Annotated in this window: 12 protein-coding genes; 2 read left to right on the top strand and 10 right to left on the bottom strand. The window is 64.5% G+C overall.

Annotation, left to right across the window (positions count from 1 at the left end):
• Positions 1-3 precede the first annotated feature (3 nt).
• Together FHW92_RS10330 and FHW92_RS10325 are read left to right on the top strand one after the other, a co-directional pair.
• A complete protein-coding gene (locus FHW92_RS10330) occupies positions 4-1,416 on the top strand; it encodes an efflux transporter outer membrane subunit (protein WP_246870055.1) in 1,413 nt (470 codons plus the stop codon).
• Between the two features lie 19 nt (positions 1,417-1,435).
• A complete protein-coding gene (locus tag FHW92_RS10325) occupies positions 1,436-2,776 on the top strand; it encodes an anti-phage deoxyguanosine triphosphatase (RefSeq protein ID WP_168603171.1) in 1,341 nt (446 codons plus the stop codon).
• Between the two features lie 231 nt (positions 2,777-3,007).
• Here the strand turns inward: FHW92_RS10325 and FHW92_RS10320 are convergent, their stop codons facing one another.
• From FHW92_RS10320 to FHW92_RS10275, 10 genes are all read right to left on the bottom strand, one after another.
• A complete protein-coding gene (locus FHW92_RS10320) occupies positions 3,008-3,751 on the bottom strand; it encodes a methyltransferase (RefSeq protein ID WP_168603170.1) in 744 nt (247 codons plus the stop codon).
• The gene (locus tag FHW92_RS10315) at positions 3,748-4,335 is read right to left on the bottom strand and encodes an alpha/beta fold hydrolase (RefSeq protein ID WP_168603169.1); all 588 of its coding nucleotides are present in this window, start codon (positions 4,333-4,335) and stop codon (positions 3,748-3,750) included. Before FHW92_RS10315 ends, FHW92_RS10320 begins: the two co-directional genes overlap by 4 nt.
• The gene (locus FHW92_RS10310) at positions 4,332-5,378 is read right to left on the bottom strand and encodes an aminotransferase class I/II-fold pyridoxal phosphate-dependent enzyme (protein WP_246870054.1); all 1,047 of its coding nucleotides are present in this window, start codon (positions 5,376-5,378) and stop codon (positions 4,332-4,334) included. Before FHW92_RS10310 ends, FHW92_RS10315 begins: the two co-directional genes overlap by 4 nt.
• 98 nt (positions 5,379-5,476) lie before the next feature.
• Positions 5,477-6,547, bottom strand: coding sequence for a biotin synthase BioB (bioB, locus tag FHW92_RS10305; protein ID WP_168603168.1), 1,071 nt, complete (start codon positions 6,545-6,547; stop codon positions 5,477-5,479).
• A gap of 218 nt (positions 6,548-6,765) precedes the next feature.
• A complete protein-coding gene (locus FHW92_RS10300) occupies positions 6,766-7,707 on the bottom strand; it encodes a response regulator (RefSeq protein ID WP_246870053.1) in 942 nt (313 codons plus the stop codon).
• Entirely contained in the window at positions 7,704-9,530 is a 1,827-nt protein-coding gene (locus FHW92_RS10295; protein WP_168603167.1) for an ATP-binding protein, read from the bottom strand. The genes FHW92_RS10300 and FHW92_RS10295 overlap by 4 nt, the downstream gene beginning before the upstream one ends.
• 574 nt (positions 9,531-10,104) lie before the next feature.
• The gene (locus FHW92_RS10290; RefSeq protein WP_246870052.1) at positions 10,105-10,806 is read right to left on the bottom strand and encodes a TadE/TadG family type IV pilus assembly protein; all 702 of its coding nucleotides are present in this window, start codon (positions 10,804-10,806) and stop codon (positions 10,105-10,107) included.
• Positions 10,803-11,390, bottom strand: a complete 588-nt coding sequence (locus FHW92_RS10285) for a TadE/TadG family type IV pilus assembly protein (protein WP_168603165.1) — start codon at positions 11,388-11,390, stop codon at positions 10,803-10,805. Before FHW92_RS10285 ends, FHW92_RS10290 begins: the two co-directional genes overlap by 4 nt.
• Positions 11,387-13,180 carry a TadE/TadG family type IV pilus assembly protein gene (locus FHW92_RS10280; RefSeq protein ID WP_168603164.1) on the bottom strand — a complete coding sequence of 598 codons (1,794 nt, stop codon included), beginning with the start codon at positions 13,178-13,180 and terminating at the stop codon, positions 11,387-11,389. The genes FHW92_RS10285 and FHW92_RS10280 overlap by 4 nt, the downstream gene beginning before the upstream one ends.
• Positions 13,181-13,210: 30 nt before the next feature.
• Complete coding sequence (locus tag FHW92_RS10275) at positions 13,211-15,226, bottom strand: EAL domain-containing protein (protein WP_168603163.1); 2,016 nt, start codon at positions 15,224-15,226, stop codon at positions 13,211-13,213.
• Positions 15,227-15,541 lie beyond the last annotated feature (315 nt).

Genomic DNA, 15,541 nt, shown 5'->3' with positions numbered 1-15,541 from the left:
GCCATGATGACCCGTTTGCCGCTGATGATTGCTGTGGGATTGCCGCTGGCGTTGCCGTTGGCTTTGGGGGGCTGCGCGCTGGGGCCGGATTATGCCGGGCCGCCCAAGGTGGCCGGCGGACAGAGCTTTGCGCGCGGGGCTGCGGCGGTCGAGGCGGAGCCGGTGCTGGCGCGCTGGTGGGAAGTGCTGGGCGATGAGCAGCTCAATGCGCTGGTCGGGGATGCCCTGGCCCACAGCCCCAGCGTCGAGGATGCGCAGGCCAAGGTGCGCGAAGCGGGCGCGGTCCTGCGGCAAAAGCAGGCCAGCGATCTGCCCTCGGTCTCGCCCACGCTGATCGCGGCCAAGGCCGATCTCCCGCCCTTCAGCGCCGGGGGCAAGCGGACCTCGCTCGAAATCTACAACCTTGGCGCGACCGCCTCGTGGGAGCCCGATTTCTGGGGCATCAACAAGCGCACCAATGAAGCCTCGCGCGCCAGTGTCGATCGGGCCAAGGCGCAATTGGCCGATGCGCAGGTCAGCCTGTCGGCGCAGGTGGCGCAGGCCTATGTGAACCTGCGCGATGCGCAAAGCAGGCAGGCGATGGTGGCGCAGGTGGTGGCCTTGCGTGAACATGCGCTCGATCTGGTCCGCCAGCGTCAGGGCGCGGGCGTGGCCACGCTGGCCGATGTGGCGCGCTCTGAGGGCGATATGCGCAGCGCCATGGCGCAGGCGGCTCCCTTGCGCGCGCAGGTCGAGGTGGCGATGAACCAGTTGGCCGTGCTGACAGGCAAGGCGCCGGGCGATCTGGACGCGGCTCTGGCTTCGGCCCGGCCATTGCCCGTGCTGCCCGCGAAAGTGGCGGTGGGCGATCCGGCGGAGCTGATCGCGCGGCGCCCCGATGTGCGCGCGGCCGAGCGGCTGTTGGCCGGCAATACGGCGCAGATCGGCGCGACGCGGGGCAAGCTGATGCCGCGCCTGAGCTTTACCGGCATTCTGGGCATGGGCAGTTCTTCGCTCTCCAGCATCGTTGATCCGGCAACGGCGGCCTATGGCATATTGCCGCAGCTCAAATGGTCCGGCCTCGATTGGGGCAAGGGTCAGGCCACCGTGGCGCAGGCCAAGGCCCAGCGCGACAGCGCCGAGGCGCAATATCGCCGCGCGGTCCTTGCCGCGCTGGAGGATGCCGAGAGCAGCCTGTCGCGTTTCGGCGCGGCGCGCGAGCGGCTGACGCAGCTTGAGGCGGGCGAGGGGACCGCGCGCACCAATGCAAGCCTTGGCGCGCAAAGGGTGAGCGCGGGGACATCCTCCAAGCTGGAGCAGACCGAGCGCGACGCGCAGGTCTTGCAGGCCGCGATCACCAGCGCGCAGGGCCGGGCCGAAGTGGTGGTGGATTATATCGCCATTGCCAAGGCGCTGGGCTTGGGCTGGCAGGGCTGATCGCGCTATAGGCGCGGCCATGGATGACACGCTCTGGCTGGCCCGCCGCGAAAACTGGACCCCGCAGAATGAGGACGCCCGCGATGGGGGCGACATTGACTATGCCCGCGTCATCCATTCGGCCTCGTTCCGGCGGCTGCAGGGCAAGACGCAGATCCTCAACCTGGGCGACAGCGATTTCTACCGCACGCGCCTGACGCATTCGCTGGAGGTGGCGCAGATCGCGGGCGGCATTGCGCGGCAATTGGAAAAAGACGCGCCCGATCATGCCGCCACCGCGATCCTGCCGGGGCGCAGCATGATTCACGCCATCGGCTGCACTCATGATTTCGGCCATCCGCCCTTTGGCCATGGGGGCGAGGTGGCGCTCAATTACTGTATGCGCGAGGAGGGCGGGTTTGAGGGCAATGGCCAGACCTTGCGCATTCTTTCGCGGCTGGAGACTTTCTCGCAAAATGCCGGGGCCAATCTGGCTCGGCGGACCTTGCTGGGGGTGCTGAAATATCCGGTGGCCTATTCGGCGGTGCGCAATCCGGCCATCGCGCCGCGCCTTGCACCGGGGCCGACCACCTTGCGGATTATCGATGCGGCCAGCGCCAAACCGCCCAAATGCTATCTCGACACCGAGAGCGATGTGGTGGACTGGATTCTCGATCCTCTGTCCGCGTCGGATCGGGCTTTGTTGCAGAGCTTTGACGCCAATTCCGGCAAACACGCCAAATCGCGCCATAAATCGCTCGATTGCTCGATCATGGATGTGGCTGATGATATTGCCTATGGCGTCCATGACCTTGAGGACGCCATCGCGCTGGACCTGATCCACCGCGAGACCTTTGCCGCCGCCGTCACGGATCGCTGCCCCACCTTCCTCGATGCACTCAAGGCCAAATATCCCGGCGAGAGCGCCAATGATGTGATGCGCCAATTCGTCGATGGATTGTATGGCGGCGAAAACAGCCGCAAGCGCTTTATCGGGCGGCTGGTGCATCATTTCCTGACTGCGGTGCATTATGTCGAAATGCCCGAATTTGACGCCCCCTTGCTGCGCTGGCGGGTAGGGATGGCGCCGGGGCAGAAGGCTTTCCTCGATGTACTCAAGGATCTGGTCGTGCGCGAGGTGATCACCAGCCCGGCGGTCCAGCATCTTGAGTTCAAGGGCCAGACGATGGTGGTGGCCGTTTTCGAGGCGATGCAGGCCGATCCTGCGCGCCTGCTGCCGCGCGACCGGATGCCGTTTTACGAAGCCTATGGGGTCCGCGCGATTTGCGATTATGTGGCGGCGATGACCGATACCAGCCTGCTCAAAACCTATGAGCGGCTGTTCGCCCCGCGCATGGGCTCGGTGTTCGACCGGCTGTAAGGCTTGCGGGCAAAAAAATGGCCAGCCCGAAGGCTGGCCTTTGGAAGTTTGGGAGAGGATGCCTGAAAGGCCTGTTCCTTATGCGGATCGGCGGGCCTCTTCGCAAGTGCAAAATTGCCGGGTTTGATGCAAAGAATGCAATTGCCGAATAGGTAAATGCAAAGATCAGCAATTTCGGTCGGTTTAGCGCTATGATTTGTGATACCAAAGGCCAAGATGCGCGGTATGCAATTATTGCGACGCAGCATTCCGGCGCAGGCAAAGCGCCACGCGATAGGTTGCCCGACCTCCTTGCGAATCGAATCGGGCGATCACCTGCCGCAATTGCCCTGCCGACAAAGGCCGATGCCCCGCGCGCGGAACATCCGCGCCAATCCCGCGCAGATGGCGCAAAAAGGCCCGTCCGCCGCCTTCAACCGCCAATTCCACCTCGCGCACGGCAAAGCCCATGGCCCGCAGATCCGCCGCATCCGGATAATCGACCAGCCCGCAGGGCGCACCGTCATGGGCCGCGCGCCACTGCGCAAAACTGCCCGCGATCATCGTGCTGAAGGCCAGCAGGCCGCCCGGCGCCAGCAGCCCATTCAGCCGCGCCACCGCATCGCCCAGATTATTGAACCATTGAAACGCCAGGCTGGACACGATCAGATCGAACGGCCCCTCTGCGTCTGGCGCCTGCCCATCCATCACGCGGTAATCCACCCCGCCATGCCCAGCAAAACGCGCCCGCGCCCGCGCCAACATGGCGGGCGACAGATCGCTCATCACCCACCGCGCGCCGGGCAGCAGCGGCATCAACGCCGCGCCCAGCAATCCCGTGCCGCAGCCGATCTCCAGCACGCGCGGGACGGGGGGCAAATCCTGCGCCGCCACCGTTTCGGCCAGCATCGCGGCGACCTGTTGCTGTACCCCGGCATGGGCATCGTAATTATCGGCCCGGCCAAAGGCTTCGGAAACAAGACGTTGCGCCATCATCGCGCAAAATCCGCAATTTGCGCCGCGCACCATGCCGCCTGTGTCAGGGGCAGCAGATGTCCCCCTTGGTCGCACACCGCAGAGGGCCCGCCAAAGGCCCTCTTGCGCAGCGCGGGCGGCAAGAGAGGATCATCCTCCGCCTGAAGCACCAGTACGGACGCGCGATGTGCCGGGGGCTGCGTCTGATCGGCCAGCAACGCGAGATCCTCACCCAGTCGTTCACGGGAAACCATCGGCGGGGCCGGGCCGCCGCTTATACTGGCGCGGAAATCCGCCAGCACTTTGGCCGGGTCTTCGCCAAAACGCTTCACCATCCGCTGAACCACGCGCGGGGCCACCGCATCGGTCCCGCAGAACCGGTCAAACCCGTTGATCGCCACCAAGGGCACATCGCTCCAGCGCCGCGAGAGCAGCATCGCGCCCAGCGAATGGCCGATCATCAGATCGGGCCGCTCGCTCTCCACCGCTGCGCCAAAATAGCCGCGATCCATCCGCGTGATATCGCTCAGAGGCGCCAATAGGGGCGCCAGCGCATCCCACACGCCCGCATCAAACCCCCAGCCATGCAGCAGCGCGATTCTCACCGGCCAATCCGCGCCGCAATCGCGCGGCCCAGCGCGGCCACATCCGCCCGCGTATGATTGGCATGCAGCGCCACGCGCAACCGGCTGGTGCCCGACGGCACGGTGGGCGGGCGGATCGCCACGGCCAGCATCCCTTCGGCCACCAGATCGCGCGCCAGAGCCAGCGCCGCTCCGGCATCGCCCACGATGACCGGCACAATCTGCGTGCTGCTGTCGGCTGTGGCGATGCCCGCGCTGTTCAGGCTTTGCCGAAAAAACGCGCCGTGATCGGCCAGAGTCGCGCGTTCGGCCTCCATCCCCGGCGCCAGATCGAGCGCGGCATCGACCGCCCCCAGCATCGCGGGCGAGGGCGCGGTGGAAAAGGTGAAACCCCCGCAGGCATTGACCAGATAGTCGATCAGCAGCCGGCTGCCCGCGACATAGGCGCCCATACAGCCCAGCGCCTTGCTGAAAGTGCCCATCACCAGATCGACGTCGAGGCCATGGGTCAGTCCGCGCCCCTGAGGGCCGAGGACGCCGGTGGCATGGGCCTCGTCGACATAAAGAAACGCATCATGCGCCCGCGCCAGATCGGCCAGAGCCGCCACGTCGGCCCGGTCGCCATCCATGCTGAACACGCTTTCGGTGACGATAATCTTCGGCCCCTCGGCCTGCGCCAGCAACTCGGCCAGATGGTTCAGATCATTGTGGCGAAAGCGGATCTGGCGGTGGGCCGCTGCGCCTGCGTGCAGGCTGCCATGGATCAGCCGGTCGGTGAACAATTGCGCCCCCGGCGCGGCGCGCAGCAAGGCCGCCAGCACCGCCGCATTGCAATGCCACCCGCTGGGAAACAGCAGCGCGGCCTCCTTGCCCTTGAATCGGGCGATCTTCTCCTCAACCGCCAGATGCAAAGGTTGGGTGCCCGTCACCAGCCTTGACGCCGCCGATCCCGCGCCATGGGCCAGCGCCCAGTCCGCCGACCTTTGCGCCAGCAGAGGATGGCGCGAGAGGCCGAGGTAATCATTGCTGGAAAAATCGACCAGCACCGCCCCATCGCGCGTCAACCGCCCGCCATCCTGCGGCGCGGCGGCGCGCAGGATGCGCCGCTCGTCGCGCTCGTCTATGTGCTCCAGCGCGGCGGCGAGGTGAGTTTCAAAAGCCTTCAGATCATCTGCTCCAGCTTGACGCAGCCCTTGGGCATGGCTTCGGCGGCAATCTCGGCCTCGGTGCGGGTCACGGCCATGGGTTTCAGGCCCAGACGCGCAAACATCGCCATGTCATTGTCATCGCCCGCATTGGGCGCGGTCAGCAGCTTGTCGCCGGTGAAGATGCTGTTCGCCCCGGCAAGAAAGCACATCGCCTGCGTCATTTCCGACATCGATTCGCGGCCTGCGCTCAGGCGCACCATCGATCCCGGCATGGTGATCCGCGCCACCGCCACGGTGCGCACGAATTCCACGTCATCAATCTTGGCCAGCGGCGTATCGGCCAGCATATTGCCCAGCACCGTGCCCTTGACCGGCACCAGCGCGTTGATCGGCACCGATTGGGGGTGCGAGGGCAAAGTGGCCAGCGTATGGACAAAGCCCACCCGGTCGGCGCGGGTTTCGCCCATGCCGACGATCCCGCCGCTGCACACATTGATCCCGGCGCGGCGCACCTGGCCCAGCGTGTCGAGCCGGTCGCCCATCGTGCGCGTGCTGGTGATTTCCTCGTATTTCTCAGGGGAAGTGTCGATATTGTGGTTGTAATAATCGAGCCCCGCCTCGGCCAGCATATCGGCCTGATGGTCGGAAAGCATCCCCAGCGTCATGCAGGTTTCAAGACCCATGCTGCGCACGCCCTTCACCATTTCTATGATCGCGGGCATGTCGCGGTCCTTGGGGTTGCGCCATGCCGCGCCCATGCAGAAGCGGCTGGACCCCTGATCCTTGGCGCGGGCGGCGGCCTGCAAAACCGACTGCACTTCCATCAGCTTGGTGGCCTTGACCCCGCTGTCGGCCTTGACGCTCTGGCTGCAATAGCCGCAATCCTCGACGCAGCCGCCGGTCTTGATCGAGAGCAGCGTGGAAAGCTGGACCTCATTGGCCGGGTGGCTGGCGCGGTGGATTTCAGCCGCGCGATAGACCAGTTCGGTGAACGGTAAATCAAACAAAGCCGCGATCTCTTCGCGCGTCCAGTCAGTGCGGGCCACAGGAGAACTGGCCGGGGTGTCGAGAGGGGGCACGGTCATCGGGTATTCTCCATTCGGCGCTGTCCTGCGCGGCCTTGGGCATTGTTACGCATGCCGCGATAGGCGCGCGCGGGCCAAGGCTCAAGCCATCAAGCGGTGAAATGACCATCCCGATGGGCAATAACATGGCGCGTTTCACACGGTGATGCGTCAGGATGGGGGCGGCGTCCACGGTAATCTTGCAAATTTGCAAAGAGAGTCTTTGCAAAATCGGCCCATCACCCGTTAATCGCGCGCACTGCCAGCGCCGCCGCCGCCGCGCGGGTTTCCACGCCCAGTTTGACGAAAACCTGCTCCAGATGCTTGTTCACCGTGCGGGGAGAAATCGACAGGATCTCGCTGATGACGCGGTTGGGCTTGCCATAGCTGATCCACAGCAGGACCTCGGCCTCGCGGCTGGTCAATCCGTGGCGGGCCTGAAGCAGGGCGATGTCGCCCGCCGGGTTGACGTCGTTCAGGCGCACCAGCCATTCGGCCCCGCGCATCCGCGCCACCAGCACTAGCTCCAGCGTCGAATGGGCAAGGTCGAGCCGGACGCTGGCCCCGCTTTCATCCGCGCGGGCCAGACGAGCAAGGGCGGGGCGCAGCGGGGCGGGGGCAGGGCCGGGGACCACGCTCCATTCGGGGCAATTTTCCGCCAGCAGGCTGCCGGCCTGCGGGGTCCACCAGAGCAATTGCTCTTCTCGCCCCATCGAAATCAGATGGCGCCCGCTAGCGTCGAGCGCGGCCTGACTGTCCTGCGCCAGACGCGCATTGGCCATATGCACCCGCACCCGCGCGATCAATTCGTTGATGACCAGAGGCTTGCGCACATAATCGACCCCGCCCGCCTCCAGCGCCGCCAGCACATGCTCGCTCTCGGTCAGGCCGGTCATGAAGATGACGGGGACGCGGGCGCTGGCCGGGTTGCGTTTGAGGATGCGCGTGGCCTCAAAACCGCCGATGCCCGGCATCACCGCATCCATCAGGATCAGATCGGGCACGATATGCGACAGCAGCGAGAGCGCCGCCTCGCCGCTGGTGGCGATCAGCACACGGATGCCCTCCACCTCCAGCGTATCGGCCAGAAAGCGCAAAGATTCGGGCGTATCATCCACCACCAGCACGGTATCGACATGGGGCTGGGGGTCCTGCGCCATCAGCGGGTCGTGTCGCATCATGCCTCTCCGCGTCTGTTGGCGGCAAGTTCGGCGGCCAGTTCGCCCAGATCGAACCGGTCGAGGCTGGCCAGCAGCCGCTTGGCCAAGGGGGCGGCCTGCGGCACGGCGGCCTCCATCGCGCGGATCGCTTTTTCCACGCCGCGCACATGGCCGATGCGCAGATCGCTCTCGATATCGGCCAGAAAGGGGCGGGCTTCATCGGGCAGGGCCTCGCGGTCGGGGGCGGGTTCGGGGGCCTCGGCCTCCTCGGTCCGCCCGCGCCAGTGCAGGCCCAGCAGGCTGCCCACCGCATCGATCAGCGCGTCCAGATCGACCGGTTTGATCAGGAACTGGTCATGGGCGATGAAGCCCGCGCTGCCCTGCCGGATCTCGTGGGCGTCGCCCGAAACCATGATGATGCGTATATCGCCGCCCCGCATCGCGCGCAGCCGCCGCGCCACTTCCCAGCCCGACAGGCCCGGCATGGTGACATCGAGCAGCACCAGTTCGGGCCGGTGCTGGCGGGCCAGTTCCAGACCGGAATCGCCATCATGCGCGATATGCAGGATAAAGCCCAAGGGTTCGAGCAGCCCGCGCAGCAGCGAGGTCTGGTCCGGGTCATCGTCGATCAGCAGGACATGGCGCGGGGGGCCGTCAAAGCCGGTGATCGCGCGGGTGCTTTTCACCTCCTGCACGCTGGCCTGCACCGGGCTGAGCATCAGGCGCACGGTAAAGGTCGTGCCCACGCCCGGCTCGCTGCTCACGGCCAGATCGCCGCCCAGGATATGCACCAGCGCCTGCGTGATCGCCAGACCAAGGCCGATGCCCTTTTGCCGCTGCGCCTCGGGATGCGTGCCGCGTTCAAAGGGGGCGAAGATGCGGGCCAGGTCCTGCTGTTCAATGCCGATCCCGGTGTCGGCGATGGTGAAGCTCATCACCTGAGAGCGATAGGTGACGCCGAAAGTGACCTGCCCCGCCTTGGTGAACTTGATCGCGTTGGAGAGCAGGTTGATCAGGATCTGGCGCAGGCGCTTCTGATCGGTGCGCACAAATTCGGGCAGATGGCCCTGTGTTTCATAGACCAGTGTCAACCCGCGCGACTGGGCCTGCGGGCGGAACATGCTGGCGATCTGATCCAGCAGGCTTTTGAGGCGCACCGTATCGTTCGACAGGCGCAGCACCCCGCTTTCGACATGGCTGATATCCAGCAGGCCCTCGACCAGATTGGTCAGATGTTCGGAAGACCGGCGGATGATCCGCGCGGCCTCGATCGGGGCGATGTCATGCCCGCGCTCCAGCAATTGCGCATAGCCGTAGATCGAATTGAGCGGCGAGCGGATCTCGTGGCTGACCGAAACGAGATAGCGGCTCTTGGCGCTGTTGGCCGCCTCGGCCACCTCCTTGGCCAGATGCAGTTCCTCTAGCGTGGCATTATGCGCGGCCACCTCGGCGCGCAGGTCGGCCACATGGCGGCGCGCCTCCGACAGGGCCGCGCGGCGGCTGTCATAGGCGCGCAGGATCAGCCCGCCCAGCGCGCCGCCCACCGCCAGCAGCGCCCCCAGCGCTGTCACTAGAACAGCGCGCACCATCGGCATGCTCTGCGCCGGCAGGCTGCGCCCCAGCGCCCAATAGGCCGCCCCGATGATCGCGGTCATCATCACCGCCATGGCCGCCATCACCAGCATGAAGCGCCCCGGCGCAGACTTGATCCTGTCCATCAGGCGCAAGGTTTCGATCATCCCGCCGCGCCCCGCATCCGGCGCGCAAAGAGGCGGCACGCCAGCCTGTCGATCCTGTCGCTTGCCGCCATCTGTCGACCCCCGCTGGCTGATTGCTGTCGACATGGTGTAACGCGCAATCGGGCTGCATGATCCTACGTCAAATGACGAATGGCTGGCGGCGGGCCGGGCAAGGATATTTTGCCCCGAACCCTATGATCCTGTTGCCTTTACGGACAAGGTCTGCAAGCGTTGACATTCATAGGCTGAATTGTTCGATATGTTGCCGGCGGCTTGGGGGGCAAGCCGTTACCAGCAACAGGGGGCGCGTGATCTGTTCATGCCGATGGGCGGGGCATGTCGCGTTCCCGAATGGTCGGATGGTGGTGTGGCGCTGGGGGCAGCTTGCCGCGCGCCATCCGGCTGTTCATGGGGATTATGCTTCCGGCGGGCTTTTCGGTGCCTCCGGCGGGCAAAGGGCGGGGGCCCTTTGCAATCCCGTTATGGGGTGGTGCCGGGGTGGCCAGCGGGGGTTTTTGGGGGTTATGGAAGGCCTGCGGCGCGGAAGACTCAGGCTGCTTGGCGCCGCAGGCTTTCAAAATTTCGGGTGGTGCGTCGATACCCATTGGCTGAACCCTTGGCGCAACGCGGACAGTAACGGGAGCGCGAGGGTTATGACCCTCGCATCTAAAACTTTCTTCTAACTCGTATACTTGTCACACATCATCCGCGTCGCTGCCGGGCTGGGGTTATAGATCTGCGCATAATCGCGCAGGTCGCGCACCACAAAGCTGGCGCTGTAATGCATCAGCTTGTTGGCCACGAACATCGTGCCGAAAAAAGGCTGGTAGGTGTAATTGACCTCGACGAACATCACCCCGGCGCCGGTGGGGGCGTTGACCTTGTATCCGGTGTCGCCCATGCCCGTGGCCATGGTCGTGCCCGCATTGGCCACGGTGGCGTCCGTTCCCGCAGTGGCCGATGTGGTGCCATAGGATGAGGCATAGCCGCTGCCGCTTTTCAGGCCGATGCAGCGTTGCCAGTGGATGCGCTGCACGGGCACGGTGTCATAGGACTGCTGGACCATTTCCAGACTGGAGATGGTGACGCGCCCGTTGGTGGTCAGGCCCAGCCCGTTGCCCTGCAGCCGCGCGCCCGCCAGCACATCGTTCATATCGGTTTCGCGGATCTGGGTTGCGGCCAGATTGCTGGCCAGACCCACCCGGCTGGCATTGTCGGCCAGATCGAGCGTGATCTGGCTGATCTGCATCTGGACGCGGGCCATGTTGGTATATTCGATTCCCGCCCCGCCCATGTAGAACACGACCGGCAGCGCCAGCGCGAATTCGATCAGCGAGGCGCCCGAACCATCGCGCAGCAGGCGGCGCATCATGTGCATCATGTGCATACCGTGGCCGCCGCCGTGGTGGTCTGCATCGCCCATGGCTGGTTTTTCAGGATGGTGCTGGCCGAAAGCGTGGCCGTTTTGCCCCAGCCCAGCCACAGGCCCAGCGGAAACAGGCGGGTGTAGGTGATCGAGGCGGTATAGAGCACCGTATCGCCCGCCCCGCCATTGCCCGATACGCCCGGATCGGCATCCCAGATGCCGTTGCCGTTCACATCGGTAAAACATTCGCCGGGATCGCGCATGCCGTTGCCGTTGCTGTCGACAAAGCTCTCGGGCGAAATATAGCCGTACGAAGCATAGGATTTGCGCATCGGATAGCCCGAGACAAAGGCCGCATTGCCGTTGATGTTCTTCACCGCCTGCAGCACGGCATTGTCGATGGTGGTGGTGTTGGCGCTTTCCACCGTGCTGTCGCGCCCGGCCTTTTGCACCGCGCCCGTCAGGATCGCCTGCATATAGGCCTGATAGGCCATTTCGCACAGGCCCATCCCCATCAGCAGCATCACCGGCAAAACCAGCGCGAATTCCACCAGCGCCGCGCCGCCGCTCGCGCGCAGAAGATGCCGCAGCCGCTTCATTTCGAAATCCGCAGCTTGGCGATCTTGCTGGCGATGGTGGCGAATTGGGCGGACAGGCCCGATCCCGATGTGGTGGAGAGCGCCTGCGAGGGCGAGGTCGCGCATTGGGTCAGCTCGGTCGTGCTGCTCATGCCCAGCGCCACGGTCCACACACTGATGTTCTTGGCCTTGGCTGCGGCGCAGGCGGCGAGGAAGCGCGCATTGTGATAATTTTTCAGATTGGCCAGATCGCCGCCCGACACGCGCTGGTCGTAATATTCCACGCCATAGGAGCCGTAGATATACTGGCTGGGCGCCATATCGCCATCGGTCAGGAATACGATGATCCGCTTGGGCGCATCGCGGCCGGTGGTCGCGGCGGTATCGGCGCCAAAGATGCCGTCGGGCGAAATCAGCCGCGTACCCCAGATCATGCCCAGATCATGATAGGTGCCGCCTATCGCGCGAAAATCCGTGGCGTTGACGTAATTGGACACTTGCGTGCGCGTCATCGCGGCCAGACGCGAAACCGGCTTGCCGCAGCTGATATAGCCCGCTTTGTAATAGGCGGCCTGATCGAGATTGGGGCTGTTGCTGGTGTCGCCGCTGGATGTGGCGGTGGCGGTGCTGCTGTAATTGTTGCGCGCATAGGTGACGGCGGTCCACATCGGCTTCCATTGCGTGCGGATGTCGCTGCCCGGCTTCAGGTCGGGGTTCAGGTCATTGGGCAGGCTGGTGGTGGAAAAGCTGGTGACGCCCGGGGTGGTATAGGCTTCCTCGATACAGCCTTCCCACGTGTCGGTGGTGTTCACATATTTGGTCGGGTCCACCGTGGGCGCGCCGGTGACAAAGGTGGTCAGCAATTGCGGGCTCTGCTTGTATTGCCAATTGGGCAGGGTGCAGAAGCAGGAGAAGGAAAAGCCCGTGCCGGTCAGCACGCGGGTCTGATAATTCCAGCTCGTGTTCACGCTGCCCAGACCGCCCACGATATAGGCCGGGTTGATGTCCATGATCGCGCGGCCCGAATTGATCGTGGACGTATAGGTGACAAAGCCATAGCGCACCCGCGTGTTGACATCGATCGAGGCGGCCATCGTGTCATAGAAGGAAAGCACCGCGCTGCGCAGCGCGGCGATCCGCGAGCCTGATTTTTCCGGCACATAATAGGCGGTCGATCCGGGATAGCCCGCCGTGCTGGTATTGCCGCTGCCGGTGCCGTCGGCGGGGCGGGAATAGGCTGTGGCGGTCACCGAGTTGACATAGTTGTTGCAGGTGGTGGTGTCGTCCGAGGGCAGGCAGGCCATCGAGCCGGTGGTGTCCAGCACGAAGATCACATCGGTGTCGCTGATCTGATAGGTGGCTTGGCACACGGCGTTGAGCGTGATCGAACTATAGCCGAAAGCGCGCATCAGCGTCATGGGCATGGCCGCGCTGGCGGTGGCGCTGACCTGTGCGTCGGCGGTCTTGGCGGGAGTAAAGCTGAGCGCGGTGATGCCGTACCAGCCGGTGCGGATATTGTTGGCGAAAAAGGCATTGGCCGCCGCCGTTGCGGTCGAATCCAGCGTGGTGTTGCCGGTGCTGGTGTCGGTCATCGCCTTGCGCCCGGCCAGAACCCCCGCATCGCAGGCCTGTTGCAGGCGGGCATTGACCATATACATCCGCGCCCCATCCACCGCGCAGCCGACAAAGGCCATCAGCAGCGACAGGATCAGCGCCAGCATCGGCAGGGCATTGCCCCGCCGGTTGGCGATCAGGCGCGACAGGAAAGGGCGGGGATGGTGTGGCACCGCGCCATTATGCCGTTCAAACATTGGGCTTTGACCAAGCGCCCATCCGGGCGATTACGGATTATGGCCGGAAAACAGCCCGTTCAGCTCGGAGGCGGGAACCGGGCGCGAGACCAGGAAGCCCTGAAACGTGTTGCATCCGCAGGCGGCCAGACGGTCGCGCTGATGCTCGGTTTCCACGCCCTCGGCCACGACATCCAGTTTGAGCGCGCGGCCCAGCTTGACGATGGCATCGACCAGCCCTTCGGCCTCGTCATTGGCCTCAAGGTTATGGACAAAGCTGCGGTCGATCTTGATCTTGTCGACCGAAAAGCGCTTGAGCGAATTGAGGCTGGAATAGCCGGTGCCGAAATCATCGAGCGCGATGGAAAAGCCTTCCTGTTTCAGCATGGTGATATTGTCGCGCGTGATGCCGTCATCGCCCAGCAAGGCGGTTTCGGTGATCTCGATTTCATAGCGTTCGGGATTGACCCGGAATTCGGCCACCAGCCGCGTCAACGTCGCCATGAACATGGGTGAGCGCAATTGCAGCGCCGAGACATTGATCGCCACCCGGATGTCGCCCCATCCGGCGGTTTCCTCAAACACGCGGCGGAACACGAATTCGCCCAGATCGAGGATCAGCCCGCTTTCCTCGCAAAGGGGCACAAAGATCGAGGGGGCGATGCTGCCGCGTTCGGGATGGTTCCAGCGCACCAGCGCCTCTATCGCGTCGATCGCCCCGCGCCCGTCCATCTGGGGCTGATAGACCATGGTCAGACTGCCATCGGCCAGCGCCTTGCGCAGATCGCTTTCCAGACTGCGCCGCATGCGCAGCGCGGCATCCATGTCGGGTTCGAAAAAGGTGACGCGGTTGCGCCCATTTTCCTTGGAACCATAAAGCGCCAGATCGGCCTGACGCAGCGCCTCGGCCGGTTCCATTTCCGGGTTGGACACCAGCGTGACGCCGATGGAAACCCCCACCTCGACCACGCCCGCCTCCAGCACAAAGGGCGTTTCGAACAGTTTGAGCACCCGCTGTGCCAGATGCGAGGCGCCCGAACCATCGGCCTCTGGCTGCAGGATCACGAATTCATCGCCGCCCAGCCGCGCCACCGTATCGGAATCGCGGCACAATTCACTCAGCCGCCGCGCCACCTGCTGGATCAATTCGTCGCCTGCATGATGGCCCAGCGTGTCATTGACCTCCTTGAACCGGTCGAGATCGAGGCAATGGACCGCCATTTCCCCGGCATAGCGGCGCGACATGGCCAGAAGCTGTCCCAGCCGGTCAAACATCATCGCCCGGTTGGGCAATCCGGTCAGCGTGTCGTGAAAGGCCAGATGGCGCGCGCGCGCCTCGCTGGCGATCAGGTCGCTGGCAATCGTGTTGCTGCGCCGCATGAAAAGCCAGACCAGCATCAGGAAGGCTGCCGCAATAGCCAGCAGCATCTGAGGAATCTCGGTTTCCGATGCCTTGAATGGATTGATCGCGGGCCATGCCAGCGAGGCCACCAATTGGCCGTCGGGGCTGGTCAGGGGCATGATGTGATAGCCGCTGATCGGCGGTTTGCCCTTGGGCAGCAGGAGATGGACCTGTCCATGCTGGCCGCCGAATTGCGAAACCAGCCCCTGATCCACCGCCACGCGCAGCACATAGGGCGCAGGCGCGCCGGCCGGCGTCCGCGCGGTCATGGGCAGCGAAAGGATGGCCGTGCCATGGACGAGGCGCAGCGCCACCGCCTTGTCCGCCGGTTCGGCCGGTTCCAGCCGGACCTGTGCGGACCCGATCTGCGTGCGCATCGGGGCCAGAACGGCCTGTTCGATCCAGCGCCGGTCGTCCGCCGCCAGACGGGCGGGCGCCTCGTCCTGACGGATCAGCGTCTGGCCGCTGGCCTGCCATTGCTGCACATTGTGCTGCCAGCTGCGGTTGATAATGCCGAATTCATAGTCATTGGCGCCCTTGCCCATCCGTATCAGGGTAAAGGTCGTTGCGCCCACCAGCATGAGAATCGCCGCGACCACCAATCCGTTGATCGGACGCAGCAGCCCCTTGCGCTGGGCTTCCTGCGGCGAATTCCTGCTGTCCATTGTTATTATCCACCCATGCGAGCCGCCAGTGCCAATTGACCAATCCGGCCGATCTGTCGGGCATCCATCCTGGGCGCATGATAGGCGACACGCTCTTGCCGAAGCTTTTGGGCGGCAACAGGTCATTAGCCCTAGTTTTGGCTAACGGACTATTCACCATGGGAGGGCGGCCGGACGGGCAAAAGACCGGCTCTGGCCCCTCATTCTCTTGCGCTTGCGGAGACGGGCCTAGCGGTTTTTCCCCAGAAAACTGCAGCAGGCTCTGGTTTATGTCGCTTTGCCGGGAATAACGAAAGGCTTGACGCGCCGCAAAGG

Origin of the sequence: Novosphingobium sp. SG707, assembly GCF_012275515.1 — a bacterium.
Taxonomy (GTDB): domain Bacteria; phylum Pseudomonadota; class Alphaproteobacteria; order Sphingomonadales; family Sphingomonadaceae; genus Novosphingobium.
The sequence above is the reverse complement of the archived record's forward strand: the minus strand, read 5'-3'. Positions and strand labels throughout refer to the sequence as shown.

Excerpts from the sequence above, each read along its gene's own strand:
- FHW92_RS10330 (WP_246870055.1), top strand. The coding sequence starts at position 4 with ATGATGACCCGTTTGCCGCTGATGATTGCTGTGGGATTGCCGCTGGCG.
- FHW92_RS10325 (WP_168603171.1), top strand. The coding sequence starts at position 1,436 with ATGGATGACACGCTCTGGCTGGCCCGCCGCGAAAACTGGACCCCGCAG.
- FHW92_RS10320 (WP_168603170.1), bottom strand. The coding sequence starts at position 3,751 with ATGATGGCGCAACGTCTTGTTTCCGAAGCCTTTGGCCGGGCCGATAAT.
- bioB (WP_168603168.1), bottom strand. The coding sequence starts at position 6,547 with ATGACCGTGCCCCCTCTCGACACCCCGGCCAGTTCTCCTGTGGCCCGC.
- FHW92_RS10300 (WP_246870053.1), bottom strand. The coding sequence starts at position 7,707 with ATGATGCGACACGACCCGCTGATGGCGCAGGACCCCCAGCCCCATGTC.
- FHW92_RS10295 (WP_168603167.1), bottom strand. The coding sequence starts at position 9,530 with ATGTCGACAGCAATCAGCCAGCGGGGGTCGACAGATGGCGGCAAGCGA.
- FHW92_RS10290 (WP_246870052.1), bottom strand. The coding sequence starts at position 10,806 with ATGATGCACATGATGCGCCGCCTGCTGCGCGATGGTTCGGGCGCCTCG.
- FHW92_RS10285 (WP_168603165.1), bottom strand. The coding sequence starts at position 11,390 with ATGAAGCGGCTGCGGCATCTTCTGCGCGCGAGCGGCGGCGCGGCGCTG.
- FHW92_RS10280 (WP_168603164.1), bottom strand. The coding sequence starts at position 13,180 with ATGTTTGAACGGCATAATGGCGCGGTGCCACACCATCCCCGCCCTTTC.
- FHW92_RS10275 (WP_168603163.1), bottom strand. The coding sequence starts at position 15,226 with ATGGACAGCAGGAATTCGCCGCAGGAAGCCCAGCGCAAGGGGCTGCTG.